This window comes from Pseudomonas sp. 2FE, assembly GCF_005503735.1.
In the GTDB taxonomy this organism is placed as follows: Bacteria; Pseudomonadota; Gammaproteobacteria; order Pseudomonadales; family Pseudomonadaceae; genus Aquipseudomonas.
In genome coordinates this window covers 207,168-230,594 of record NZ_SCMO01000002.1, presented here as the reverse complement: position 1 = coordinate 230,594, position 23,427 = coordinate 207,168, and the positions used below count along the sequence as shown (strand labels likewise).

At 64.5% G+C, this 23,427-nt stretch carries 22 protein-coding genes; 9 read left to right on the top strand and 13 right to left on the bottom strand.

Features of this window, described 5'->3' with window-relative positions:
• The first annotated feature begins 213 nt into the window (after positions 1–213).
• From arsS to FFS12_RS06170, 4 genes are all read left to right on the top strand, one after another.
• The gene (gene arsS / locus FFS12_RS06185; RefSeq protein ID WP_256657303.1) at positions 214–1,182 is read left to right on the top strand and encodes an arsenosugar biosynthesis radical SAM (seleno)protein ArsS; all 969 of its coding nucleotides are present in this window, start codon (positions 214–216) and stop codon (positions 1,180–1,182) included.
• Complete coding sequence (locus tag FFS12_RS06180; protein WP_137886031.1) at positions 1,179–3,320, top strand: FAD-dependent oxidoreductase; 2,142 nt, start codon at positions 1,179–1,181, stop codon at positions 3,318–3,320. The genes arsS and FFS12_RS06180 overlap by 4 nt, the downstream gene beginning before the upstream one ends.
• On the top strand, positions 3,317–4,054 hold the full coding sequence (locus FFS12_RS06175) for a DUF3047 domain-containing protein (protein WP_171011828.1): 738 nt from the start codon (positions 3,317–3,319) through the stop codon (positions 4,052–4,054). The genes FFS12_RS06180 and FFS12_RS06175 overlap by 4 nt, the downstream gene beginning before the upstream one ends.
• A 308-nt stretch (positions 4,055–4,362) precedes the next feature.
• Positions 4,363–5,439 carry an FAD-dependent oxidoreductase gene (locus FFS12_RS06170; protein ID WP_137886029.1) on the top strand — a complete coding sequence of 359 codons (1,077 nt, stop codon included), beginning with the start codon at positions 4,363–4,365 and terminating at the stop codon, positions 5,437–5,439.
• Between the two features lie 55 nt (positions 5,440–5,494).
• On the opposite strand, the gene FFS12_RS06165 is transcribed toward FFS12_RS06170, so the two are convergent.
• Entirely contained in the window at positions 5,495–6,184 is a 690-nt protein-coding gene (locus FFS12_RS06165; protein WP_137886028.1) for a Crp/Fnr family transcriptional regulator, read from the bottom strand.
• An 89-nt stretch (positions 6,185–6,273) separates the two neighbouring features.
• Here FFS12_RS06165 and FFS12_RS06160 point away from each other — a divergent pair, with 89 nt between their 5' ends.
• A complete protein-coding gene (locus FFS12_RS06160; protein WP_137886027.1) occupies positions 6,274–6,798 on the top strand; it encodes a DUF962 domain-containing protein in 525 nt (174 codons plus the stop codon).
• 69 nt (positions 6,799–6,867) lie between these two features.
• On the opposite strand, the gene FFS12_RS06155 is transcribed toward FFS12_RS06160, so the two are convergent.
• From FFS12_RS06155 to oscA, 7 genes are all read right to left on the bottom strand, one after another.
• Positions 6,868–7,614: a hypothetical protein gene (locus tag FFS12_RS06155; RefSeq protein WP_137886026.1), complete on the bottom strand. Its 747-nt coding sequence runs from the start codon at positions 7,612–7,614 to the stop codon at positions 6,868–6,870.
• A 137-nt stretch (positions 7,615–7,751) separates the two neighbouring features.
• Entirely contained in the window at positions 7,752–8,573 is an 822-nt protein-coding gene (locus FFS12_RS06150; protein WP_137886025.1) for an ABC transporter substrate-binding protein, read from the bottom strand.
• Between the two features lie 120 nt (positions 8,574–8,693).
• Positions 8,694–9,683 carry a sulfate/molybdate ABC transporter ATP-binding protein gene (locus FFS12_RS06145; protein ID WP_137886024.1) on the bottom strand — a complete coding sequence of 330 codons (990 nt, stop codon included), beginning with the start codon at positions 9,681–9,683 and terminating at the stop codon, positions 8,694–8,696.
• A 3-nt stretch (positions 9,684–9,686) separates the two neighbouring features.
• The gene (cysW, locus tag FFS12_RS06140) at positions 9,687–10,559 is read right to left on the bottom strand and encodes a sulfate ABC transporter permease subunit CysW (RefSeq protein WP_137886023.1); all 873 of its coding nucleotides are present in this window, start codon (positions 10,557–10,559) and stop codon (positions 9,687–9,689) included.
• Positions 10,560–10,571: 12 nt separating this feature from the next.
• The gene (gene cysT, locus FFS12_RS06135) at positions 10,572–11,390 is read right to left on the bottom strand and encodes a sulfate ABC transporter permease subunit CysT (protein ID WP_137886022.1); all 819 of its coding nucleotides are present in this window, start codon (positions 11,388–11,390) and stop codon (positions 10,572–10,574) included.
• 175 nt (positions 11,391–11,565) lie between these two features.
• Positions 11,566–12,564: a sulfate ABC transporter substrate-binding protein gene (locus FFS12_RS06130; protein WP_137886021.1), complete on the bottom strand. Its 999-nt coding sequence runs from the start codon at positions 12,562–12,564 to the stop codon at positions 11,566–11,568.
• A 199-nt stretch (positions 12,565–12,763) separates the two neighbouring features.
• Positions 12,764–12,946 (bottom strand): sulfur starvation response protein OscA, encoded by a 183-nt coding sequence (oscA, locus tag FFS12_RS06125; RefSeq protein ID WP_137886020.1) that lies wholly within the window; start codon positions 12,944–12,946, stop codon positions 12,764–12,766.
• Between the two features lie 425 nt (positions 12,947–13,371).
• Here oscA and FFS12_RS06120 point away from each other — a divergent pair, with 425 nt between their 5' ends.
• Positions 13,372–13,953 (top strand): alpha/beta hydrolase, encoded by a 582-nt coding sequence (locus tag FFS12_RS06120; RefSeq protein WP_137886019.1) that lies wholly within the window; start codon positions 13,372–13,374, stop codon positions 13,951–13,953.
• 167 nt (positions 13,954–14,120) lie between these two features.
• Positions 14,121–15,059, top strand: a complete 939-nt coding sequence (locus FFS12_RS06115) for a sigma 54-interacting transcriptional regulator (protein WP_137886018.1) — start codon at positions 14,121–14,123, stop codon at positions 15,057–15,059.
• 2 nt (positions 15,060–15,061) lie between these two features.
• On the opposite strand, the gene FFS12_RS06110 is transcribed toward FFS12_RS06115, so the two are convergent.
• Both FFS12_RS06110 and dibA read right to left on the bottom strand, forming a co-directional pair.
• Positions 15,062–15,688, bottom strand: coding sequence for a bifunctional 2-polyprenyl-6-hydroxyphenol methylase/3-demethylubiquinol 3-O-methyltransferase UbiG (locus FFS12_RS06110; protein WP_137886017.1), 627 nt, complete (start codon positions 15,686–15,688; stop codon positions 15,062–15,064).
• 78 nt (positions 15,689–15,766) lie between these two features.
• Complete coding sequence (gene dibA, locus FFS12_RS06105; RefSeq protein ID WP_137886016.1) at positions 15,767–17,695, bottom strand: phosphodiesterase DibA; 1,929 nt, start codon at positions 17,693–17,695, stop codon at positions 15,767–15,769.
• Positions 17,696–17,856: 161 nt separating this feature from the next.
• On the opposite strand from dibA, the gene desA reads away from it, so the two are divergent.
• On the top strand, positions 17,857–19,044 hold the full coding sequence (gene desA / locus FFS12_RS06100) for a delta-9 fatty acid desaturase DesA (RefSeq protein WP_137886015.1): 1,188 nt from the start codon (positions 17,857–17,859) through the stop codon (positions 19,042–19,044).
• 252 nt (positions 19,045–19,296) lie between these two features.
• Positions 19,297–20,268, top strand: coding sequence for a sensor domain-containing diguanylate cyclase (locus FFS12_RS06095; RefSeq protein ID WP_137886014.1), 972 nt, complete (start codon positions 19,297–19,299; stop codon positions 20,266–20,268).
• Between the two features lie 100 nt (positions 20,269–20,368).
• On the opposite strand, the gene aguA is transcribed toward FFS12_RS06095, so the two are convergent.
• From aguA to FFS12_RS06080, 3 genes are all read right to left on the bottom strand, one after another.
• A complete protein-coding gene (aguA, locus tag FFS12_RS06090) occupies positions 20,369–21,475 on the bottom strand; it encodes an agmatine deiminase (protein ID WP_137886013.1) in 1,107 nt (368 codons plus the stop codon).
• A 137-nt stretch (positions 21,476–21,612) separates the two neighbouring features.
• On the bottom strand, positions 21,613–22,494 hold the full coding sequence (gene aguB / locus FFS12_RS06085) for an N-carbamoylputrescine amidase (protein WP_137886012.1): 882 nt from the start codon (positions 22,492–22,494) through the stop codon (positions 21,613–21,615).
• A gap of 276 nt (positions 22,495–22,770) precedes the next feature.
• Positions 22,771–23,409, bottom strand: coding sequence for a TetR/AcrR family transcriptional regulator (locus FFS12_RS06080; RefSeq protein WP_137886011.1), 639 nt, complete (start codon positions 23,407–23,409; stop codon positions 22,771–22,773).
• Positions 23,410–23,427: the final 18 nt, after the last annotated feature.

Below are 23,427 nucleotides of genomic sequence, written 5' to 3'. Positions count from 1 at the left end.
TTTGTCTGTAGGCCAGGCGCAACCGCGCAGCAAAGATGCTGCCGGAAGGTGCGGGCGGGACTGCCAAACAGGACGATTGCGTCTATAGATAGAAGATTGCGCCGTGCGCGCCAGCGGCAGCCTATTGGGCCTGTAAACGCACTAGGCTTGTAACAGGGGCGCGCCGTTATCCTCTATAGCGCATATCCCCTGAAGGAGTTAGCCGTGCACGCCATGCTACCTCTGCTCGATCGGCTGAGCTTCCCCGCATTGCGCCGCGGGCCGCTGCAAGCCTTGCAGGTCAATCTGACCTACCGCTGCAACCAGCGTTGCCTGCACTGCCACGTCAACGCCGGGCCGACCCGCACCGAGAGCATGAGCGACGAAACCCTGGCGATACTGCATCGGGTGATCGACGCCCATCCGGTGCACACCCTCGACCTGACCGGTGGGGCGCCGGAGCTGCATCCGCGCTTTCGCGAGCTGGTCAGCCACGCCCGGCGCGAAGGTTTGCGGGTGATCGATCGCTGCAACCTGACCATCCTCGGTGAGCCGGGCCAGGAGGATCTGGGCGCGTTCCTCGCCGCGCAGGGTGTCGAGATCACCGCCTCGCTGCCCTGCTACTCGCGGGAGAACGTCGACCGCCAGCGTGGCAAAGGGGTGTTCGACGTCAGCATTCAGGGGCTGCACCAGCTCAATGCGCTGGGCTACGGGCAAGCCGGCAGCGGGCTGGTCCTCAATCTGGTCTATAACCCGCAAGGCCCCAGCTTGCCGCCGCCGCAGGCGCAGCTGGAGGCCGACTACAAGCAGCATCTCGATGATGAGTTCGGCATCCGCTTCGATCATTTGCTGTGCATCACCAACCAGCCGATTGCCCGCTTCGGCAGCACCCTGGTCAGCAAGGGCCAGTTCGCCGCCTACATGCAGCTGCTGCGCGACAGCTACCGGGCGGAAAACCTCGACGGGCTGATGTGCCGTTCGCTGGTCAGCGTCGACTGGCAGGGCTACCTCTACGACTGCGATTTCAATCAGATGCTCGACCTGCCCCTGGAGCAGCCGGATCGACTGATCGCCCGTGCGCGTACCCATCTGCGCGATCTGCTGGCGCTTGAGCTGGACGGCAACCCGATCGTCGGCCGCGACCATTGCTTCGCCTGCACCGCCGGCCAAGGTTCCAGTTGCAGTGGGGCGCTAAGCGGATGAATGCACGCAAGCTGGCGCTGCTCAGCCTGATCCTGCTGCTGGTGGGCGGCTTCTTTGCCTTCGACCTCGACCGCTACGTGGGCCTGGAATACCTCAAGACTCAGCAGGCGACGCTACTCGCCCAGGTGGCGGCGCACCCTGGGCAAGCGGCGTTGCTGTACTTTCTGGCCTATGTGGCGGTGACTGCGCTGTCGTTGCCCGGCGCGGCGCTGATGACCCTGCTCGGCGGCGCGCTGTTTGGCCTGTGGCAAGGCGTGCTGTTGGTGTCCTTCGCCTCGACCCTGGGCGCGGCCTTGGCCATGCTCAGCAGCCGCTTCTTGCTGCGCGACTGGGTACAGCGGCGCTTTGCCCGGCAACTGGCCGGGGTTGAGCAGGGGATGCAGAGCGAGGGCGCCTTCTACCTGTTCGCCCTGCGCCTGGTGCCGTTGTTTCCGTTCTTCATGATCAACCTGTTGATGGGCCTGACCCGCCTGCCGCTGCTGACCTATTGGTGGGTCAGCCAGCTCGGCATGTTGCCGGGCACCCTGGTCTATGTGAACGCCGGGCGCGAGCTCGGGCAGCTGGAGTCGTTGGCCGGGATTCTTTCGCCTGGCCTGCTCGGCGCCTTCGTCCTGCTCGGCCTGTTCCCGCTGCTGGCGCGCCGGCTGCTCGGCTGGCTCCAGGCGCGGCGGGCGTACGCCGGCTGGGTCAAGCCGAAGACCTTTCAGCGCAACCTGCTGGTGATAGGTGCCGGTGCCGGCGGGTTGGTCAGCGCCTATATCGCCGCGGCGCTGAAGGCCAAGGTCAGCCTGATCGAGAAGCAGCAGATGGGCGGCGACTGCCTGAACACCGGTTGCGTGCCGTCGAAGGCGCTGCTGCGTTCGGCCAAGCTCGCGGCCGAGCTGAAAAAGGCCGCGGCCTTGGGGTTTACCCAGGTCAGCGCCGAGGTGGATTTCCCGGCAGTGATGCAGCGCATCCAGCGGGTGATCGCCACCATCGAGCCGCACGACTCGCCGCAGCGTTATCGCGGGCTGGGCGTCGAGGTGCTTGCCGGCGAGGCGACCATCCGCTCGCCGTGGACGGTGGAGGTCAACGGCCAGCTCCTGAGCAGCCGCACCATCATCATCGCCACCGGCGGCCGGCCGTTGTGGCCGGATATTCCCGGCTTGGCCGACATGCCGGCGTTCACCTCGGACAGCATCTGGAGCCTGCGTGAGCAGCCCCGGCGCCTGCTGGTGCTCGGTGGCGGGCCGATTGGCTGTGAACTGGCGCAGGCCTTCCAGCGCCTCGGCAGCCAGGTGATTCAGGTGGAACTGGATACGCGCCTGCTACCGCGCGAGGACGAAGATGCCAGCGCGCTGGTGCTGGCCAGCCTGCGCGGTGAAGGGGTCGATGTGCGCCTGCGGCACAAGGCCGAACGTTTCGAGCGGGTGGAGGGCGAACGGCGGTTGCTCGCCCGTCAGCTGGAGAGCGGTGAAGAGATCGTGATTGCCTTCGACTGTCTGTTGCTGGCCCTCGGCCGGGTGGCCAACGTCAAGGGTTACGGGGTCGAAGCGTTGGGTCTGGTGGTGCGGCCGAACGGTACCCTGGAGACCGATGAGTACCTGGCCACCCGCTTGCCGAATATCTACGCGGTGGGCGATGTCACCGGGCCTTACCAGTTCACCCATGTCTGCGCCCATCAAGCCTGGTACGCCACGGTGAATGCGCTATTTGGAAGTTTTAAACGCTTCAAGGTCGATTACCGGGTGATTCCCCATTGCACCTTCACCGACCCGGAAGTGGCGCGGGTCGGCCTCTCGGAAGTCGAGGCCCAGGCGCAGGGAGTTGCCTATGAGGTCACGCGTTTCGATCTCGCGGAGCTGGACCGGGCGATTGCCGACGAAGTGGCGCACGGCTTTGTGAAGGTGCTCAGCGAGCCGGGCCAGGACCGCATCCTCGGCGTCAGCATAGTCGGGGCACAGGCCGGTGAACTGCTCGCCGAGTATGTGCTGGCGATGAAGCACGGCCTCGGCTTGAACAAGATTCTCGGCACCCTCCACAGTTACCCGACCCTGGCCGAAGCCAACCAATACGCCGCCGGCGAGTGGAAGCGCGGCCATGCGCCGCAAGGCGTGCTGCGCTGGGTCGAACGCTTTCATCGGTGGCGCCGCGGTTGAGCCGCAGCCTGCTGTTTGGCCTGTTGCTGGCGGCCCTCTCGGCACCGGCCGATAATCGCCTGACGCCCTGGCGCGAAGGCCCGCCGGGCGCTCAGTGGTCGGCGCCCTGGCGCGAGGCGAATATTCCCAAACTGAAGGCGCCCGCGCGCAGCCTGGTCGAGCAGGACGGTCGCACGGTGCTGAATATCGAGGCCGATGCGGCGGCCGGGGGCCTGCTGCACCCCCTCGACTTGGCGGGCGACCAGCCCTGGCGGCTGTCCTGGCAGTGGCGCACGGAGCGGCGGCTGGAAAGCGCCCGCTTCGCCACCCGCGCCGGCGACGACTATGCGGCGCGGGTCTACGTGCTGCTGGATTACCCGCTGGCCAGCCTGGCCTTTCTCGCCCGGCAGAAACTGCGTCTGGCCCGCACCTTCTACGACCCCCAGCTACCGGCGGCGACCCTCAGCTACGTCTGGGACAACCGCGTCGCGCCCGGCACGCGTGCCCGCAGTGCCTACAGCGAGCAGGTGGAGATGCTCGTCCTGCGCGGCCCGGAGGCACCGCTTGGGCAGTGGCTGGCGGAAAGCCGCGACCTGCGCGCCGACGCCATCGCCGCCTTCGGCACGGCGCCGCGGCGGATCCTCGGCGTAGTCTTCGCCGCCGACAGCGACAACACCGGGGAACGCGCCGAGAGCCGGTTCGCCGAACCCCGTCTGCAGGCTGGGGAAGCGCCGCAGGAATCGGCGCCTCCCTAGTAGCCTGTGTGGCTAGTTCAGTTAGTCAATTTCGGCGCCTGAAGCCATCAGCGTTTCACGAATGTGCGCGGCCCGCTGTTGCGCATTCTGGCTCGCGGGGCTTGCAGGAGAGTGGGACATGCTTACATCCTCTAATTAGCCTGAGGCTACTGTGCCGTGCTGCCGTGCTGCCGTGCTGCCGTGCGCGCGGCCCGGCGGCGAACGCCAACCTGTTGACCGGATGCGCCAATCTGCATGACTGCCGAACCCACCACCCTCGCCAGTTGGACCCGCGCCCCGAGCCAATACCGCGAAGGCCTGGCGCGCGGATGAAGCCCTTCGACGTGCTGCTGGTCGGCGCCGGCCACGCGCACCTCGGCGTCCTCCGCCGCTGGGCCGGTGGTGCACGGCCGCCGGGGCGGCTTGGCCTGCTCAGTGCCGGGCCTGCAGCCTGGTACTCGGGGATGTTGCCGGGGCTGCTGGCGGGGCGGTATCGCGCGCAGGATTGCCAGATCGAGCTGGCGCCGCTGTGTCGCGCCGCCGGGGTCGAGTTGTTGATTGGCGAGGTGCGGGCGCTGGCGGCGCGGCAGCGGCAGTTGACGCTGACCGATGGCCGCCAACTGAGCGCGGCCTGGCTCGCGCTAAATGTCGGTGGCCAGGTGGTCGGCCCGCCACAGCGGGGCCGCGCGCTGCAGCTGCTGGCGGTCAAACCCTTTGCCGGCTTTGTCGCCGGCTGGCAAGCCTGGCAGGCCGCACCACAACGGCTGGCGATCCTCGGCGGCGGCGCGGCCGGGGTCGAGCTGGCGTTGGCCCTGGCCGGGCAGGTGCCGGAGCTGGCGCTGTTCAGCGCCGGGCCGCTACTCGCCGAGCATGCGCCGGGTTTGCGCCTGCGTGCCCTCGGCCATCTGCGCCTGCGTAAGGTGCAGGTGCACGAGCATTGTCCGATCAGCGCTATCGATGAGGACTGCTTGTTGAGCGGCGGCGAGCCGGTTTGGCACGGCTCGCGGTTGCTGCTGGCGACTGGCAGCACGGCCCTGCCCTGGTTGGCACAGAGCGGGCTGGCCTGCGATCCGGCGGGCTTCGTGCAAATCGGCGCGAGTTTGCAGAGCCAGTCCCACCCGCAGATCTTCGCCGTGGGTGACTGCGCCAGCTTGGCTGGCGCGCACAAGAGCGGGGTCTACGCGGTACGCCAGGGCCCGGTGCTGGCGGCGAATCTACTGGCCGTTTTACGCACTGCGCCGCTGCGCCACTACCGTCCGCAACGCCAGAGCCTGGCCCTGCTCGCCACCGGCGACGGCGGGGCGCTGCTGAGTTGGCGCGAGTGGAGCGCCGGTGGGCGTTTATGCGGCTGCTGGAAGGATTACCTCGACCGCGGCTTTATCCAGCGCCATCGCCTGCCGGGTTAGGTCATCCGGCCTCAGTGTCGGCAGGGGTCGCTCGCTCCGGGTCAGCGCGGCGCATTTAATGGTGCTGCGCGGCTTGGCGCAGGCGTTGGAGGTCGAGGATTTCGATCTCGCCATAGGTCAAGCGCAGGATGCCCTGGGCTTGCAGTTCCTTGAGGATCTGGTTGGTGGTCTGCCGCGAGATCGCCAGCATCAGCGCCAGTTGTTCCTGGGCCAGCTGGATCACCCGCCGCGGCCCTCCCTCGCCGTAATTCTCCGCGATCATCAGCAGGCGCCGGGCCAGGCGCGGCGCGGCGGGTAGCAGGCTGATCTGTTCCAGGGCGATAAAGGCCAGGCGCAACTTCTGGCTCATCAGCAGGGCGAAGTCGCGCCAGTGTTGCGGTTCGCGTTCGAGCAGGCTGAGCAGCGCCGTTTGCGGTACCTGCAGCAGGGTCGCCGGGCCTTCGGCAAAGGCGTCATGGGTGCGCGGTTGAGCGTCGAACAGGGAAATCTCGCCGAACCAGTAAGGCGGCTCGACCAGGGTCAGCAAGGCTTCCTTACCGCTCGCGCTGACCGCGCCAATGCGGATCGCACCTTCCACCACCGCATACAGGCCACAGGGTTGGTCGCCGCGGCTGAACAAGCGCTGCCCGGCCTCCAGGCGGCGCACCTGGGCGCTACTCAGCAGCGTCTCCCGCAGACCGGCGGGCAGGGCGTTGAACCACTGGCCGCTGAGCAGGCGTTGGCGATATCGCAGGGCATCATTCATGGTTTTTCCAAGGCTTTGTCGGCTAGCTGACAGAGCTACAGCTTAGCTACGCGGCATTATCCGCTCAGCCCAACTGGAGGAATAGCAGCATGAAAACCCTGGTCGATCACCTTGGCCAATACGCGGCCTATCATCGCGACCGCCGGAATATTTTCAGCCACTTCATCGGCGTGCCGCTGATCGCCTTTGCCGTCACCGCCCTGCTGTCTCGTCCCGGGCTGTCTGCGCTGGGCCTGTGGTGGTCGCCGGCAACGCTCGCCGCGCTGGCGGCGGCGGGGTTTTACCTGCGTCTGGATCGGCGTTTTGGTCTGCTGATGACGGCGCTGCTCGGGCTCAGTCTGTGGGGTGGCCAGGTGTTGGCCGTGCAATCGACGCTGGTCTGGCTGAGTGGCGGTCTGGGTCTGTTCGTGGTCGGCTGGATCATCCAGTTCATCGGCCATTACTACGAGGGCCGTAAGCCCGCTTTTGTCGATGATGTGATGGGGCTGATGGTCGGCCCGCTGTTTGTGGTCGCCGAGCTGGCGTTTCTACTCGGCCTGCGTGACGAGGTTCGTCAGGCCGTGGAAGAGCGCGCCGGGCCCACCTGCATCCGCGCCAAGAAAGCCCCCGTCTGAGCCCACGCCAACAAAAAAGCCGGCGCGGGGCCGGCTTGTTGCTGCCTGACTTTTTGTTGCGGGGCCGGCTTAGTTCAAGCTCATCAACTGCTCGGTCAGGGTGCGCGTGTGGCGATCCACGGTGGTCGGTGCGAAGGGCCGGCCAGAAGCGCTGGCCAGCGCCGAGCTCTGGCTGTTCATGTCGTTGAGGGCGACTTTCAGGTAGCTCCAGCGGGTTTTGATTTTGCCGATCGCCGGATTGTCTTGGTCATTCAATGCGACCAGTCGAGTATCGATGTCAGGCACTAGCACCCGCTCATCCTGGCCGAGGTACTGCTCACTGTTCTCGCGGGCGAGTTCGAAGCTGCCGATGTAGGAGCGGAACAGGTACTGCACGGACAGGTATTCGACCTTGACCGGCAGTTCGTCCTGCGCGCTGTTGCTGGCCAGGCCATGGGTGGTCAGCAGGAAGTCGCGCAGCGCCTTGCTCAGCTCTTTCTGGTAGGACCATGGCACATCCTCCTCATTGGGGCCGAAGGAAACACCGCGGCGAATCTGGGTAACAAGTTCCTGGTGGGTTTTGCGTAACTCCTCACTCACCGGCTGGCTGCTCTGCAGCGCCGCCGCCAATGCGGCGAGGTCGTTGTCCACGCGCTGGGCATAACTGGCCTGGAAGCCTTCGCCGCGATACAGCAGCAAACTGCTGGTGGCACGGCAGGAATAGACCTGCATCTGTTCCTGGGGCGTCAGGGGGGTGGCGAAGGCTGCTGGGGTGAAGCCTGCCAATAGCCCGATGGTCAGGGCAAACAGCAGGCGGAACAACGAGTTACGAGGCATACCGAGGTGCTCCTTATTGTTGTTGTAAGCAGTCGGGCCGGGGGGCAAGCGCAAGCCTAACTGCAGTACAAGCCTACCCTGCCTGCGGCCGACGAGAATAGTCCGAAAGGTTGATTTGCGCAGTGAATGACCGGCGGTCAGGGGGTTGGCTTGGCGTTAAGGGCTTCTGTCGCGATGCGTGGGGCGACGACTTCTTGCAGGTGCATGGCTTGGCGCCAGCTCTGCAGCTCGCCGCTGTCTTTGAGTTGCTGGTAGGCGCCCTCCAGGCGTTGGCGCAGCAGTTCGTTGCGCATGGAATGGCGCGAGAAGATCAGCCCCAGCGGTAGGCTGTGCAGGGTCAGCGCGGGCAAGGCCGGGCGCTGGCTTTGTCGCAGGGCGTCTTCGACCGGCATCTGGTAGTCGAGGAGGTAATCGGCGCGCCGCTTGTCGAGCAGTTCGAGGGCCGCCAGGTGGCTATTGGCGGTCTGCAGCCTTAGCCCCAGATTCCGATCCTCGAGGAGCTGGCGCGCCTCCGGAGCCCAGTAGGTGAAGCCGTGGATCAGCAGCAGGCGTTTGCCGACGAGGTCCTGAGGCAGCCGCGGGGGCGGCCGGCCGGCGGGGTAGTAGAGGTTGAGATTGAGCGAGCCGATCACCTCGCCGCCGTTCAGGGTGTGTTCGCGCAGCAGGGGGTTGCCCAGGGCGCCGAGCGTGACCTCGGTCGAGCCATCCAGCAGGTTTTTGTACAGGCGCGCCGGCGGATAGGGGGTCAGCTCCACCGGCAGCCCGGCCAGTTCGAACAGGCGTTCGGCAAAGTCGATCATCGAGCCGGCGGGCCGCTCGAGGGCATCCCGATAGGAATAAGGCGGAAATTCCAGGAAGCCGACCCGTACCGGAGCGGCGGCCTGATCGTCTGCCTGGCCTTGCGCCATGAGCAGCGGCAGGACCAGCAGGACCAGCAGGGAGCGGCGAAAAAAGCTCATGTCAGTGAACTTCCTTGCTCAAGGAGGACTGCCCCGGCCGTGGCGAGGGCGGGCGGCGCTCTGCAGCGCCTCGAGCTGAGCATAGTTGGTCGTGGCCGGCGTTCAAGGCCGGCCAGGTTCTCAGAGACCGGCCAGCGGCTGCCAGACCTTGGGTTTGAAGTACAGGGTTTCACCGCGAACCAGGCCGGTCAGGCTGTCATGATCCTTGACCACTTCCGCTTCGATCGGCTCATCTTGCCCAACGACCTTGAGGGTCACCCGGGTGATCGCACCCAGCGGGCGGATATCGCGGACTTCGGCGGGCTGATGGCCTGCCTCGGCGCTGCGCGACAGCGAGACCTCATGGGGGCGGAACAGCACATGATGGTCGTCGCCCATATGCAGGCGGTTGGAGTCGCCGAGGAAGTGATAGACGAAATCGCTGGCCGGGTTCTCGTAGACCTCGCCCGGCGAGCCGATTTGCTCTATCGAGCCCTTGTTCATCACCACGATGCGGTCGGCGACTTCCATCGCCTCTTCCTGGTCATGGGTCACGAACACCGAGGTCAGGTTGATGTCTTCATGCAGGCGCGCCAGCCAGCGGCGCAGCTCCTTGCGCACCTTGGCATCCAGCGCACCGAAGGGTTCGTCGAGCAGCAGCACCTTGGGCTCCACCGCCAGGGCACGGGCCAGGGCGATACGCTGGCGTTGGCCGCCGGAGAGCTGCTCCGGGTAGCGGTCGGCGAGCCAGTCGAGCTGGACCATGTTCAGCAGTTCGTGGACCTTTTCGGCGATCTGCGTTTCGCTCGGGCGCTCATGCTTGGCCTTCATGCGCAGGCCGAAGGCGACGTTGTCGAACACGGTCATGTGGCGGAACAGTGCGTAGTGCTGGAACACGAAGCCGACGTTGCGATCGCGCACGTCGTGCCCGGACACGTCCTCGCCGTGAAAGACGATATTGCCCTGGTCGGGGGTTTCCAGGCCGGCGATGATCCGCAGCAGCGTGGTCTTGCCGCAGCCGGACGGGCCGAGCAGGGCGACCAGTTCGCCACTGTGGATATCCAGGTTGATCTGGTTCAAGGCCTGGAAGGCATTGAAGCGTTTGCTGACGTTACGGACTTCGATGGACATGAATTACTCCTCCGCGTCGCTGTGGCGTAGGCGGGCTAGACGGGCTTCGCTCCACTGCTTGAGCAGCAGGATAAACAGCGCCAGGATCAACAGCAGGCTGGCGACGCTGAAGGCAGCGACGTGGTTGTATTCGTTGTAGAGGATCTCGACGTGCAGCGGCAGCGTGTTGGTGACGCCGCGGATGTGTCCGGAGACCACCGACACGGCGCCGAACTCACCCATGGCACGGGCGGTACAGAGCACTACGCCGTAGATCAGGCCCCATTTGATGTTCGGCACTGTCACATGCCAGAACATCTGCCAGCCATTGGCGCCGAGCAGGCGCGCGGCTTCTTCTTCCTGGGTGCCTTGTTCCTGCATCAGCGGGATCAGCTCGCGGGCCACGAACGGCACGGTGACGAAGATGGTTGCGAGGACGATGCCCGGTACGGCGAAGACGATCTGGATGTCATGATCCTGCAGCCAGGCGCCGAAGTAGCCCTGAGCGCCGAATAGCAGTACATAGATCAGGCCGGCGATCACTGGCGATACCGAAAACGGTAAGTCGATCAGGGTCACCAGTAGGCTTTTGCCGCGGAACTCGTACTTGCTCACGCACCAGGCGGCACTGACCCCAAACAGCACGTTGAGCGGTAGCGAGATGGCCACGGCGATCAGCGTCAGCTTGAGCGCGGACAGCGCGTCGGGCTCGAAGATCGCCGTGAAGAAGGGCCCCAGGCCCATCTTCAAGCCTTCCGAGACCACCACGAACAGCGGCAGCAGCAGAAACAGGCCGAACACCAGCCGGGCTAAGGTGATCAGCACTCGGCGGGCGATGGCATTGCCGCGTCGGGCGGCGTTGGCTGCGGAGGCGGCAGTTAGCGTTGCAGTAGACATGTCGCGCTCCTTTTATGGGGTTTCGATGCGGCGCTGCAGCAAGTTGATCAGCAGCAGCAAAATGAAGGACACCACCAGCATCAGCACGCCGATGGAGGTGGCGCCGGTGTAATCGTACTGGTCGAGTTTGACCATGATCAGCAGCGGCAGAATCTCGGTTTTCATCGGCATGTTGCCAGCGATGAAGATCACCGAGCCGTACTCACCGACCCCACGGGCAAAGGCCAGCGCGAAGCCGGTCAGCCAGGCTGGCAGCAAAGCCGGGACGAGGACATGACGGAACACCTGCAAGGGCTTGGCGCCGAGGCAGGCGGCGGCCTCTTCGACTTCCCGCGGGATATCGGCCAGCACCGGCTGCACCGTACGCACCACGAATGGCAGGGTGACGAAGGTCAGCGCCAGGGTGATGCCCAGGGGGGTGAAGGCGATTTTGAAACCGAGGTCGGTGGCGAACTGGCCGACCAGGCCGGCCGGGGCATACAGCGCGGTCAGCGCGATACCGGCCACGGCGGTCGGCAGGGCGAATGGCAGGTCGATCATCGCGTCGATGATTTTGCGCCCGCGGAACTCATAGCGCACCAGCACCCAGGCCAGCAGGGTGCCGATGATGCCGTTGAGGATGGCGGCGGCCAGCGCCGTACCGAAGCTGAGCTTCAGGGCGGCGAGTACCCGCGGTGCGGAAATGATGGCCCAGAATTGATCCCAGCTGAGCTGGCTGGTTTTCAAGAACAGGGCGGCTAGCGGAATCAGCACAATCAGACTGAGGTACACCAGGGTGTAACCCAGCGTCAGCCCGAAGCCGGGTATGACCGGGGAGATACGGCGTGACATAGAAGTCCTTGTTGTGACGGTTGCAGCCCGATGCCAATCCGCGGCTACTGATGTTTCTGGGGCCCTGAGCCAAACCCGCATTCCCGCCTGCGCAGGGCTGAAGGGGTGTTCAGTGCTTTCTACAGCACAGAGCCCGGCTCTTATGCGCAAGAGCCGGGGCTTTGGTATCTGGCGCTTACTGCACTTGGTAGATCTGGTCGAAGATGCCGCCGTCGTTAAAGAACTTCGGCTGCGCGACTTTCCAGCCACCGAAGTCCTTGTCGATAGTGACCAGCTTCAGCGTCGGGAATTGCTTGGCGAACTCTGCGGCCACCTTCTCATCCCGTGGGCGGTAGAAGTTCTTCGCGGCGATGCGCTGGGCTTCCGGGCTGTACAGGTGCTTGAGGTAGGCCTCGGCGATTTCGCGGGTGCCCTTCTTGTCGACGTTCTTGTCGACCACGGCAACCGGCGGCTCGGCCAGGATCGACAGCGATGGCGCAACGATTTCGAAGTTCTCGCCACCCTGCTCCTTAAGCGCCAGGAAGGCTTCGTTTTCCCAGGCCAGCAGCACGTCGCCAAGGTTGTTGTTGACGAAGGTGATGGTCGAGCCACGAGCGCCGGTGTCGAGTACCGGGACGTTTTTGTAGAGCTTCTGTACGTAGTCCTGGGCCTTGGCTTCGCTGCCGTATTGCTGCAGGCCATAGGCCCAGGCGGCGAGGAAGTTCCAGCGTGCGCCGCCGGAGGTTTTCGGGTTCGGGGTGATCACTTCGACGCCAGCCTTGGCCAGGTCATCCCAATCCTTGATGCCTTTCGGGTTGCCCTTGCGCACCAGGAACACGATGGTCGAGGTGTACGGGGTGCTGGCGTTCGGCAGACGCGCTTGCCAATCGGCCGGAATCAGTTTGCCGAGCTTGTTCAACTCGTCGATATCACCGGCCAGCGCCAGGGTCACGACGTCGGCACGCAGGCCGTCGATCACCGCCCGCGCCTGTTTGCCCGAGCCACCGTGGGACTGTTGCACTTTGACGGCTTCGTGGCCCTGGGCTTGCCAGTATTGGTTGAATTCGGCGTTGTACTCTTGGTACAGCTCACGTGTCGGGTCATAGGACACGTTGAGGATTTCGCTGGCCGCGACGGTTGGTCCGGCGATCAGGGCGCTGGCCAGTGCAGCCAGGGCAAAACGGCGAATGGACATGGGGTAACTCCTAAAGATTCGAATTCTTTCGAATGTGGGCGTTCGAGTGTTGGCGCTGAGTTTCTTATGGGGTTGCGATCCGCATTCGCGGGCTACAACGGCAATACCGGTGGCTGTTCATGGGCGTGCTGCTCGTTATGTTCGCGTTCATTTCCATGCCCTCCGGTAGTCCAGTCGAGCCTGCCCTGGTTGGTTCAAATCAAGCTTGCTTGCCGGCGGGCGGCTGCAGGCGGAATTTTTCCTTACGTTCGATCTGCACGACCTGGCCGTTATGTACGGTGATCTCTACCGCGCCAAACCGCAGGCCCTGCAGGGCACTTTGGACCTCGCGCAGGATGCCGGCTTCGTCCTGGCCTTCAATGCTTCGAAGGGATGCGCTCATCAATCTGCTCCTTGGGAAAGCGCCCCTGACGAGTCGGGGTCAGTGGGCGTGGAGCGGATACTAGGGCGAGGCGTTATATTCTTAAAAATACTGTTTAATAATTTTAATATAACTATATTGATGGTTCTGCTTGTACGGCGTTTAGCTCGCAGCTGTCCAACGCCGTGCGCCGCGAAGAGTCGCAGTAGCGAAGTGTCGGCCGTCGGCCTGAATGGCTGGCGCAGGGCTGCTGGTGCGCCCGCTAAGTCGCTACGGCGGTCTGGGGTAGCGCGACTTATGAACTGGCTGGGGAGGTTTGGCTGCTGTGCGAAAGGGGCCAGTTTTGGATTTTATGGAATAAATAAATAATTTCTTATTCCTTAACGAGTGTATGGGGCGTCCCTATACTGGCCGCCGAAACAGCCACTTTGCAGGAGGCATACCCCATGCGCAGCGAGTCGATCCGCTATCTGATTGTGCCGGGCTGGCAAGGCTCGGCCGACGAGCATTGGCAAAGTTACTGGCAGCGCAGCCTGCCCAACAGCCAGCGGGTGGAGCAGGCCGATTGGCTCGCGCCGCAACGGGCGGAGTGGGTCGCCGAGTTGCAGCGCAGCATCGCGGCCGATAGCACGCCGGTAATCCTGATCGCCCACAGCCTGGGCTGCGTGACGGTCGCCCACTGGGCGGCCAGCGCCCCGCCGGAGTTGTTGCGCCGCGTTCGCGGGGCGCTGCTGGTGGCGCCGGCGGATGTCGAGCGGCCGGGTTGCCCAGCGGCGTTGCAAGGGTTTGCGCCGATTCCGCGTGAGCCGCTGCCGTTTCCCAGTCAGTTGGTCGGTTCCGATAACGACTCGGCGGCGAGCGCCGCCCGAGCCATCGAATTGGCGCGCCACTGGGGCGCCGAAGCAGCGATTTTGAGCGGTGCCGGGCATATCAATGTGAAGTCTGGACATCAACGTTGGGAGCAGGGTTTCGCTTACCTGTTTCGCCTGCAGAGCCAGGTCGAACAACAAGCCAGGCGCCGTGCTTGAAGAGGCTGTTGGGCTTCTGGAAAAACGCCAAACCCGTAGGAAAAGCTGCGGCCTTTATTCGCCTGAATTCACCCCTGCAGGAGCGCCGCCCGTCGCGTCCTGCTGCGATCACTTGTTTACACGCCTAAGTCGCTGAGTGGTCAGGTCGGCTTAGGTGGGAGTCCGCCATGAGCCGAACTGAACACCTGGGTCTGCCGCTGCTGACCTTCCCGGAGGCGGATAAGAGTCCGCTGAGCATCCGCGCTAAAGCGCTGGTGTTTGTCGATGCGCGCTCGCGGCGATTGCGCGAAGAAGTTGCGCAGCTCGCCCCCAGCCATTTGCCGGTACTGATCCACGGTGAGATGGGTACCGGCAAGGAATTGCTGGCCCGGCATATCCACCGCGAGAGCGATCGCCCAGGGCTGTTCGTCGCGCTGAGTTGCAGCACCCTCAGCCCGACCTACGCGCAAGCCGAATTGTTCGGTTACGCCGCCGGCGCACATCGCGGTTCGGCCAGCAGCCGCGCCGGCTGGTTCGGTTCGGCGAATGGCGGCACCTTGTATCTGGACGAGATCGGCGACTTGCCGCTGGCGTTGCAGAGCAAGTTGCTGGCGGCGCTGGAGACCCGTGAGGTGACCCGCGTCGGGGCCCCGCAACCGAGCCCGGTGGACGTGCGTTTAGTCGCGGCGACCAGCATCGACCTGGCCCAGGCCGTGGCCGCCGGCAAGTTCCATGAGCGTCTTTACCTCTACCTGAATGAGGGTCGTCTGCTGCTGCCGCCGTTGCGCGAGCGGATCGGCGACATCCTGCCCTTGGTGGAGTACTTCCTCGGCATCTACAGCCAGCGTTTGGGTTTGCCGGTACCGCTGATCAGCCGCGCGGCGCAGCAGGTGCTGGAGTGGCACAGCTGGCCGGGCAACACCCGCGAGCTGGAGAACGTCATGCACTTCGCCCTGCTGGTCAGCAGTGGCGCGGAGATCCTTCCCGAGCACCTCAATCTGGTCGGTGCGCTAGAGCCGTTGACGGTGATCGAGCAGCAACTGGAACGCCTGCTCAAGCAGCCTGGGGAGGCCGCGTTGGCGCAGTTGGGCGTGCTGTTGCAGCGCGTCAGTCAGCGCCTGCAATAGGCCTATAGCTTGCGCCACACGCTGGCCAGCCACGGCTGTTGCGCGCGCGGCAAACCCGCCGGCCGGTAATAGTGTTCGAGTTCGTGGAAGCCCGCTGCCGTCAGGTAGCGGCGCCAGCTCGGCAGGTCGTGGTAAGCGCCATAACGCTCAGCATTCCAGCCTTCCCGATTGTCCCCGCGTGGGTTGGAGCTGAACAGCACGCCGCCAGGCTTTAGCGTGGCATGCAGTTGCCGCAACACCCGTGGCAACTCCTGGCTCGGCACATGAAACAGCGCGGCATTGGCGAACACGCCATCGAAGCGCTCCGCCGGTAGCTCGAGCCTGAGGAAGTCCTGCTGCCAGACCTCGCAGCCGCTGTCGGCCCGCGCCATCTCGGCGAAGCGCGGACAGCCATCCAGCCCGACAGCCAGGTGGCCCAAGCCCGTGAAGACCTTGAGATCGCGCCCCGGCCCACAGCCAAAATCGAGGAGGGTAAAGGGCGGCTCGGCCTCGATATGGCGCAACAACGCGGCGATGTTCTGGCTCACATCGTGATCGCGGGTACCGGCGCGGAAGTCCTCGGCGCACTGGTTGTAGTGCTCGAGGGTGAGGGCGGCGATGTGGGCGAGGTCGTCGGCAGAGAGTTTCATGGGGATGCGCGGTGAGCGTGCAGGGTTTCAGCGAATTGAGCTCGCTATCCTAGCCGGTTGCAACTCCTCGTGTTGCAGCTACGTGGTGACGCTGAATAACGCTGGGCGTTGTTCGACCTGACATCTTAGGCGCTCGGCCGGCTGTGGGTGGCCGAACAGGTAGCCTTGGCCAAGGTCGCAGCCCAGGTGCTGAAGAAACTCCGCCTGGGCCGGCTGCTCGATGCCTTCGGCCAGCACCTTCAGCCCCAGGCTTTGGCCCAGGGTAATCACGGCGCGGGCAATCGCCACGTCATCCTGATCGGCGGGTAAGCCGCGAACAAAACTCTGATCCAGCTTGAGCTTGTGCACCGGCATGCGTTTGAGTCGCGCCAGTGAGGAATAGCCGGTGCCGAAATCGTCGATGGCCAGGCGCACGCCCAGTGCGCACAAGCGCTGCATCAGCGCCAACGCGGTATCCGGGTTATCCATCACCGCGCTTTCGGTAATTTCCAGCTCCAGGCAGCCTGGATCCAGGCCTGTTTCCGCCAGTACCCGCATTACCTGCGTATCCAGTTCGCCGCGGCTGAACAGGCGGCTGGAGACGTTCACCGCGACAAACTCCAGGTTCAGCCCCTGTTGCTGCCACAGACGCATCTGCCGACAGGCTTGCTGCAGCACCCAGGCGTCGATGGCACCGATCAAGCCGCTTTCCTCGGCAATCGGGATGAACTCGCCCGGTGGCACCAGGCCGCGTTGCGGATGCTGCCAACGCACCAGTGACTCGACCCCCAGCAACTGGCCGCCGTCCAGGGCATAGATCGGCTGGTAATACACCCGCAGTTGTTGCTGCTCCAAGGCCTGATGCAGCAGGGCGCCGAGTTCGACGCGCTGCTGGGCAAGGGTGGTCAGCTCCTGGCTGTAGAAGGCGTAGGTTTCGCGCCCGTTGTTCTTCGCCTTGAACAGGGCCGAGTCGGCATTGCGCAGCACCTGCTCGACGTTCTGCGCATCGCCGGGGAACAGGCTGAGGCCGAGGCTGGCGCCGATAAACAGCTCCTGGCCCTCGAGCTTGAACGGCTGGCGCAGCGCAGCCAGCAGGCGTTCGGCGATGGCGGCGGCCTGTTCGGGCTGGTGGCAGCCCTCGCACAGCAGGCCGAACTCATCGCCGCCCAGGCGTGCCAGGGTCATGCCCTCGTGCAACTGCGCCTGCAGGCGCTCGCCGACCTGCTTCAACAGCTGGTCGCCGGCGCTGTGGCCGAGGCTTTCGTTGATGTGCTTGAAGTGATCGAGGTCGATCAGCAGCACCGCACCACCCGGTTTATCGCGCCGCCCGTGCCCCAGCGCCTGCTCGACGCGCTCGGTGAATAGCAGGCGGTTGGGCAGGTCGCTCAGCGGATCATGATGGGCCAGGTAATCCAACTCATACTGCGAGCGTTTGAGCGCGCTGAGGTCGGAAAACACCGCGACATAGTGGCTGATGCGGCCTTGTTCATCGTGAATGACCCGGATGCACTGCCACTGTGGGTAAACCTCGCCATTCTTGCGCCGGTTCCACACCTCGCCGCTCCAGCTGCCGTGCTGGTGCAGGCTCTGCCACAGTTGTTGATAGAAGCTCGGGTCATGCCGCCCGGATTTCAGCAGTTTCGGCGTAGCGCCGAGGATCTCGCTTTGCTGATAGCCGGTGATGCGGGAAAACGCCGGATTGATATGGCTGATGCGCGTCTGCGCATCGGTCACCAGCACCCCTTCCTGGGTGGCCTCGAACACCGCCGCCGCCTGGCGCAGGCGCTCCATGTTCATTTGCAGGTCGCGCATGGCCCGCCCTTGCTGGCGTTCATGGTTGCGCAGCACCTGGTGCAGGAGCAGTCCGGTGAGCAGGACAAAGCCCAGGCCCTTGGCCAGTTGCAGGCGTTCTAGTTGCGCCATGTGCAGGCCCAGTTCGGTTAACAGGTAGTCGCTGCAGAACACCCAGAGACCGGCGCTGAACAGGTAGATCAAGCTGAGGTGCAGGGCGCTACGGTAACTAGTCATCCAGGAGGGCGCCTCGAGTCGAGCACGGGCAGCATGGATAGAGGGGTGAGGAGCATATTTTGATCTAAAAGACCGACTGGTTTTCTGACAAGGCTCAGGGATAATGCCCTCAGATTTGTCTGACAAGCTATGAGTTCATTACCTCCGAGGCAAGGTTTTCTATGTGGTACAACGGTTTTCTCGACCTGTCGGCCTGGCAAGTGCTGGCGGTCACCCTGCTGATGACGCATGTGACCATCGTCGCGGTCACCGTCTACCTCCACCGCTACTCGGCGCACCGCGCGCTGGAGCTGCACCCGGCCCTCAAGCACTTCTTCCGCTTCTGGCTATGGCTGACCACCGGCCAGAACACCCGTGAGTGGACGGCGATCCACCGCAAACACCACGCCAAATGCGAGACCGTCGATGACCCACACAGCCCGGTGATCAAAGGGCTGTCCACCGTCCTGCGCACCGGCGCCGAACTGTATCGCGCGGAAGCGCAAAACCCCGAGACCCTGCGCATCTACGGCAAGAACTGCCCGGAAGACTGGATCGAGCGTAACCTTTATTCGCGCTTCCCGATGGGCGGCATCGTGCTGATGGCCATCACCGACCTGGCCTTGTTCGGCGTGATTGGCATCACCGTGTGGGCCGTGCAGATGCTGTGGATTCCGGTGTGGGCCGCCGGGGTGATCAATGGCCTTGGCCACGCGGTCGGCTATCGCAACTTCGAATGCCGCGACGCCGCCACCAACCTGTTGCCCTGGGGCATCCTGATCGGCGGCGAAGAGCTGCACAACAACCACCACACCTACCCGAATTCGGCCAAGTTGTCGGTGAAGACGTGGGAGTTCGACCTCGGTTGGGCCTGGATCCAAGTGTTCAGCTTCCTGCGTCTGGCCAAGGTGCAGCGGGTCGCGCCGATTGCCCACCGGGTGGCCGGCAAGCGCAACCTGGACATGGATACCGCCATGGCGATCCTCAACAACCGCTTCCAGATCATGGCGCAGTACCGCAAGTTGGTGATCGGGCCGCTGGTCAAGCAAGAGCTGGCCAAGGCCGACGCCTCGGTCCGCCACCAGTTCCACCGCGCCAAGCGGCTGCTGTCGCGTGAGACCAGCCTGCTGGAGGACCAGCACCACGCGTGCATCCAGGTCATGCTGGAGCAGAGCCAAGCGCTCAAGGTGATTTACGAGAAGCGCCTGGCGCTGCAGCAGATCTGGGTGAAAACCAGTGCCAACGGCCACGACATGCTCGAAGCGATGAAGGTCTGGGTCCACGAGGCCGAGGCCAGTGGCATCCAATCGCTGCGCGATTTCGCCGAACAGCTGAAAACCTACTCGCTGCGTCCGGCAGCCCTGGCTTAAGAGCCGGTTCACTATCTGCTGCGGGCTACGCGCGCCATGCTGCGTTGCGCCTTGTGACCCACATGGATGTGGGGAATGCCGTTACCCGTAGGGAACGGGTGCGGCCCTGACCTGCGCTCGCGACGATCTTGAACAGGCTCTAAGCGTCGCCTGTTAGGCCCAAGCCCGCCGTTCGGCGGGCTTTTTGTTGCGCGCGGGCCGGGCGCAGTATGCTGCAGAGGTCACCCATGTATTCACCCGGGAGGGATTCTGGTGGACGAGCAGACCCCTCTACCGTCGGAGCTCGAGGCGCTGACCCTGGCTTTGCTACACAGCCGTGGGGAAGTCGAGCGCTTGCGTGAGCGCGAGCAGTTGTTCAGTTCCCTGCTCGACAGCGTCAACGCGGTGCTCTGGGCCTTCGACTGGCAAACGCAGCGCATCATCTACGTCAGCCCGGCTTACGAACGGATCTTCGGCCGCTCCGCCGGGCTGCTGTTGGCCGATTATGGCGAGTGGCTCAATAGCATCTACCCGGACGACGTCGAGTATGCCGCGGCGAGCTTGACCGAGGTGCTGGTCAAGGGCGCGGTCGAGGCCCGTGAATACCGCATCCTGCGCGCCGACGGGCAGCTGCGCTGGCTCAGCGACAAATGCTTTATCAGCCGCCAATGCGCCGCCGGCAAGCCGCTGATCGTGGTCGGCATCGCCGAAGACATCACCGCGCAGAAGCAGCTGGAGGGCGAGCTGCAACGCCTGGCGAGCACCGACGTGCTGACCCAGAGCAGCAACCGCCGGCATTTCTTCGAATGCGCTCAGCAGGAGTTCGGACAAGCGCGCAGCACCGGTACGCCACTGGCCTTCCTGCTGCTGGATGTGGATGACTTCAAGTCGATCAACGATAGCCATGGTCATCAGATGGGCGACGTGGTGCTGCAGCGCATCGCCCAATGCGGCGCCGGGGCACTGCGCCGCGGCGATCTGTTCGGGCGCATCGGCGGCGAGGAATTCGCCGCGCTGTTTCCCCACTGTGCGCCAGAGTTGGCCGAGCAAATCGCCGAACGCCTGCAGCGGGAAATCCAGCGGCTGACGTTCAGCTGTGGTGAGCAAGTCTTCGGCGTCACCGCCAGCCAGGGACTGACCAGCCTGCGGAGCAATGACGCCACCCTCGATGCGTTGTTCGCCCGTGCCGATGCCGCCATGTACCAGGCCAAGCGCCAGGGCAAGAACCAGATCGTCTCGGCCTGAACCGGCGCTGGGGGCTGTTGCTCTTTATCTGCAGTCGCAGCGCCAGCCGCCCCGCCCCCATGCCTGGCGCCGCTGTCGAGCGCCAGGCATGGGTGATACCTCAGCGCCGTTGCGGTGCGGGTTGTTGCTGGGTGATGCAGTGGATATTGCCGCCGCCGAGGAGGATTTCCCGGCCTGGCACCAGCACCACTTCATGGGCCGGGAACAGGCGTTGGAGGATGGCGCGGGCCTCGGCATCTTTCGGGTCGTCGAAGCTCGGCGCGATGATGCCGCCGTTGACGATCAGGAAGTTGACGTAGGAGCCGGCCAGGCGGATCGATGGGTCACGCTCCTGAGTGCCGGCGACCAGATCGACGCCGGCGCATTCCGCATCCGTGGCGTAGAGCGGCCCGGGGATCGGCATCTTGTGCACGATCAGGCCGCGGCCCTTGGCATCTTTCGCGCTCTCCAGCACGCGCATGGCCGCTTGGCAGCGCGGGTAGTTGGGGTTCTGCACATCGTCGGTCCAGGCCAGCAGCACCTCGCCCGGGCGCACGTAGCAACAGAAGTTGTCGACGTGGCCGTCGGTCTCATCGTTGAACAGGCCATCCGGCAGCCAGATCACCGTCTCCACCGCCAGGTGCTCGCGCAAGAGCGCTTCGATCTCTTCGCGACCGAGGTGCGGGTTGCGGTTGCGATTGAGCAGGCATTCTTCGGTGGTGATCAGCGTGCCTTCGCCATCCACGTGGATGGAGCCGCCTTCCAGTACGAAGCCTTCGGTGCGATAGCGCCGGCTGCGTTCGATCTCGAGGATCTTGCTGGCCACCTGATCGTCGCGCAGCCACGGCGCATACAGGCCGCCGTCGAAGCCGCCCCAGGCGTTGAAGGTCCAGTCCACACCGCGCACTTCGCCGCGATCGTCGGTCACGAAGGTCGGCCCGGTGTCGCGCACCCAGGCGTCGTCGGTAGTGATTTCGACGAGGCGGATAGTGGCCTCATCGAGCCGTGCGCGGGCGTTTTCGTATTGCCCGGCGCTGACGCACACGGTCACCGGCTCGAAGCGCGCGATGGCCGTGGCCACCGCGCTGAACGCGGCTTGCGCCGGCTTGCCGCCGAGGCGCCAGTTGTCCGGGCGCTCCGGCCAGACCATCCAGGTCTGGCTATGCGCTTCCCATTCGGCCGGCATGCGGAAGCCATCGGTGCGTGGGGTGGTGGTCAGGGTGGTCATGGGGTTTACCTGTGCGTAGTGATCTGGCGGACTGCCGCTGTGCGGCGAGTCCGCCCTCCGGTCGTCGGGCAGTCGTTGGTCGTCGGCTAGTCGTAGGGCGTACTCGCCGGAGGCAGTACGCCGCTAAACGCCGGCGCTTATTCGGACTGCAGTTCGCCGTCCAGGGTCTTGATCGGGCCGTAGAGGTTCGGCCGGCGGTCGCGGAACACGCCCCAGGCGCTGCGGGTGTGTTCCAGCGCGTCCAGGTCGAAGCTGTGCACCAGCACGCCTTCCTCGGTCTGGTTGAGTTCTTCGACCTTCTCGCCGAACTGGTTGGCGATAAAGGACGAGCCGTAGAAGTTGATGTGGTAGTCGCCCTGGTCTTCGCGGCCGATGCGGTTGCTGGCGATCAGCGGCATCAGGTTGGCCCCGGCGTGGCCCTGTTGCACGCGCTGCCAGTGCTCGCGCGAGGTGATGCTCGGGTCATGCGGCTCGCTGCCGATGGCGGTCGGGTAGAACAGCAACTCGGCGCCGAGCAGCGCCATGCTGCGCGCGCTTTCCGGGAACCACTGGTCCCAGCAGATGGCCACGCCGATCTTGGCGTAACGGGTCTGCCAGACCTTGAAGCCGGTGTCGCCCGGGTTGAAGTAGTACTTCTCGTGGTAGCCGGGGCCGTCCGGGATATGGCTCTTGCGGTAGATGCCGAGGTTGCGGCCGTCGGCGTCGATGATCGCGATGCTGTTGTAGCGTGCGCGCCCGGCATGCTCGAAGAAGCTGATCGGCAGCACCACGGAAAGCTCCTTGGCGAGCGTCTGGAAATGCGCGATGGCGGCGTTGGTTTCCGTCGGGGTGGCCAACTGCAGGTAGTCCGGATTCGGCTTCTGGCAGAAGTAGGGGGTCTCGAACAGTTCCTGGATCAGGATGATCTGCGCGCCTTGGGCGGCGGCTTGGCGCACCAGCTTCTCGGCGTTGGCGATATTCGCCGTGCGATCCCAGGAGCAGGCCATCTGCGTGGCGGCGACGGTGACGATACGGGACATGGAACACCTCGTAAGAGTTGGATCATCTGCAGGGGTCATCAGACGTTAGCAGACAGCTGTGGCGATGCCGTGTCGGCAGACGAAGGCCTGCCGTGCGGTTGCTGACTTTATAGTCGATAAAAATCTGCTTTAGAAGCTTATTTTTTCTATCGAGAGATCTTTCACGATAAAAATACCGATAAATATCTGTTTTTAGCGGATTGGTCGGGTGCAATAAGCCCAGCGCCATGCATTGGCGCAATGTGCTCGTTGGCCTTATTGCACGCTGCGGATGGTCTAGGTCTGCGGGTCGCGCTTGGGCAGGTAAGGCGGCAGGTAGAGACCAAGATACACATCGAAGACGCGCATGCCTTCCTCGGCCAGGCGCGGCGTGATCTGCCCGTGCAGTTGCACCGAGCGTGCATACACCCGATCGCTAAGCTCCAGAGCCAGGGCGAACACGTCGATTTCTGCTGGCAACAGTGGCAGCGGAAAGTGGCGGTCGAACAACGCGTGCATCAGCTGGCCGAGTTCGATGTCGTGCTGGCGGTCGGCCTGGGTGACTTCACTCAGGCCGTGCTGCGCGAGGATCAGTTGGCGGGCGGCGGCGTCGGCGGCATAGATCGCCAGCATGCGTTGCTCGACCAGCCGCGAGAGATCGCGCCAGTCGCGCAGGGCGCCGTGCTCGATCGGCTGTTGCAGGCAGGCGCGGAAGGCCGCATGCACATCGGCGGTGAGGGCTTCGAGGATGGCCGGCACGCTGGCGAAGAAGTGATAGACCGAGGAGGGCGGCATCTCCGCGCGCTCGGCCACGCTGTAGATCGACAGCCCGGCGACCCCCTCTTCGGCCAGCAAGGCGCGGGCGGCGGCGAGTATTCCGGCGATCCGTGCCTGGCTGCTGGCGCGTGGTTTGCGGGCGGTAGCGGGGCGCTGCATGGGGCTCTCCTCGGCATG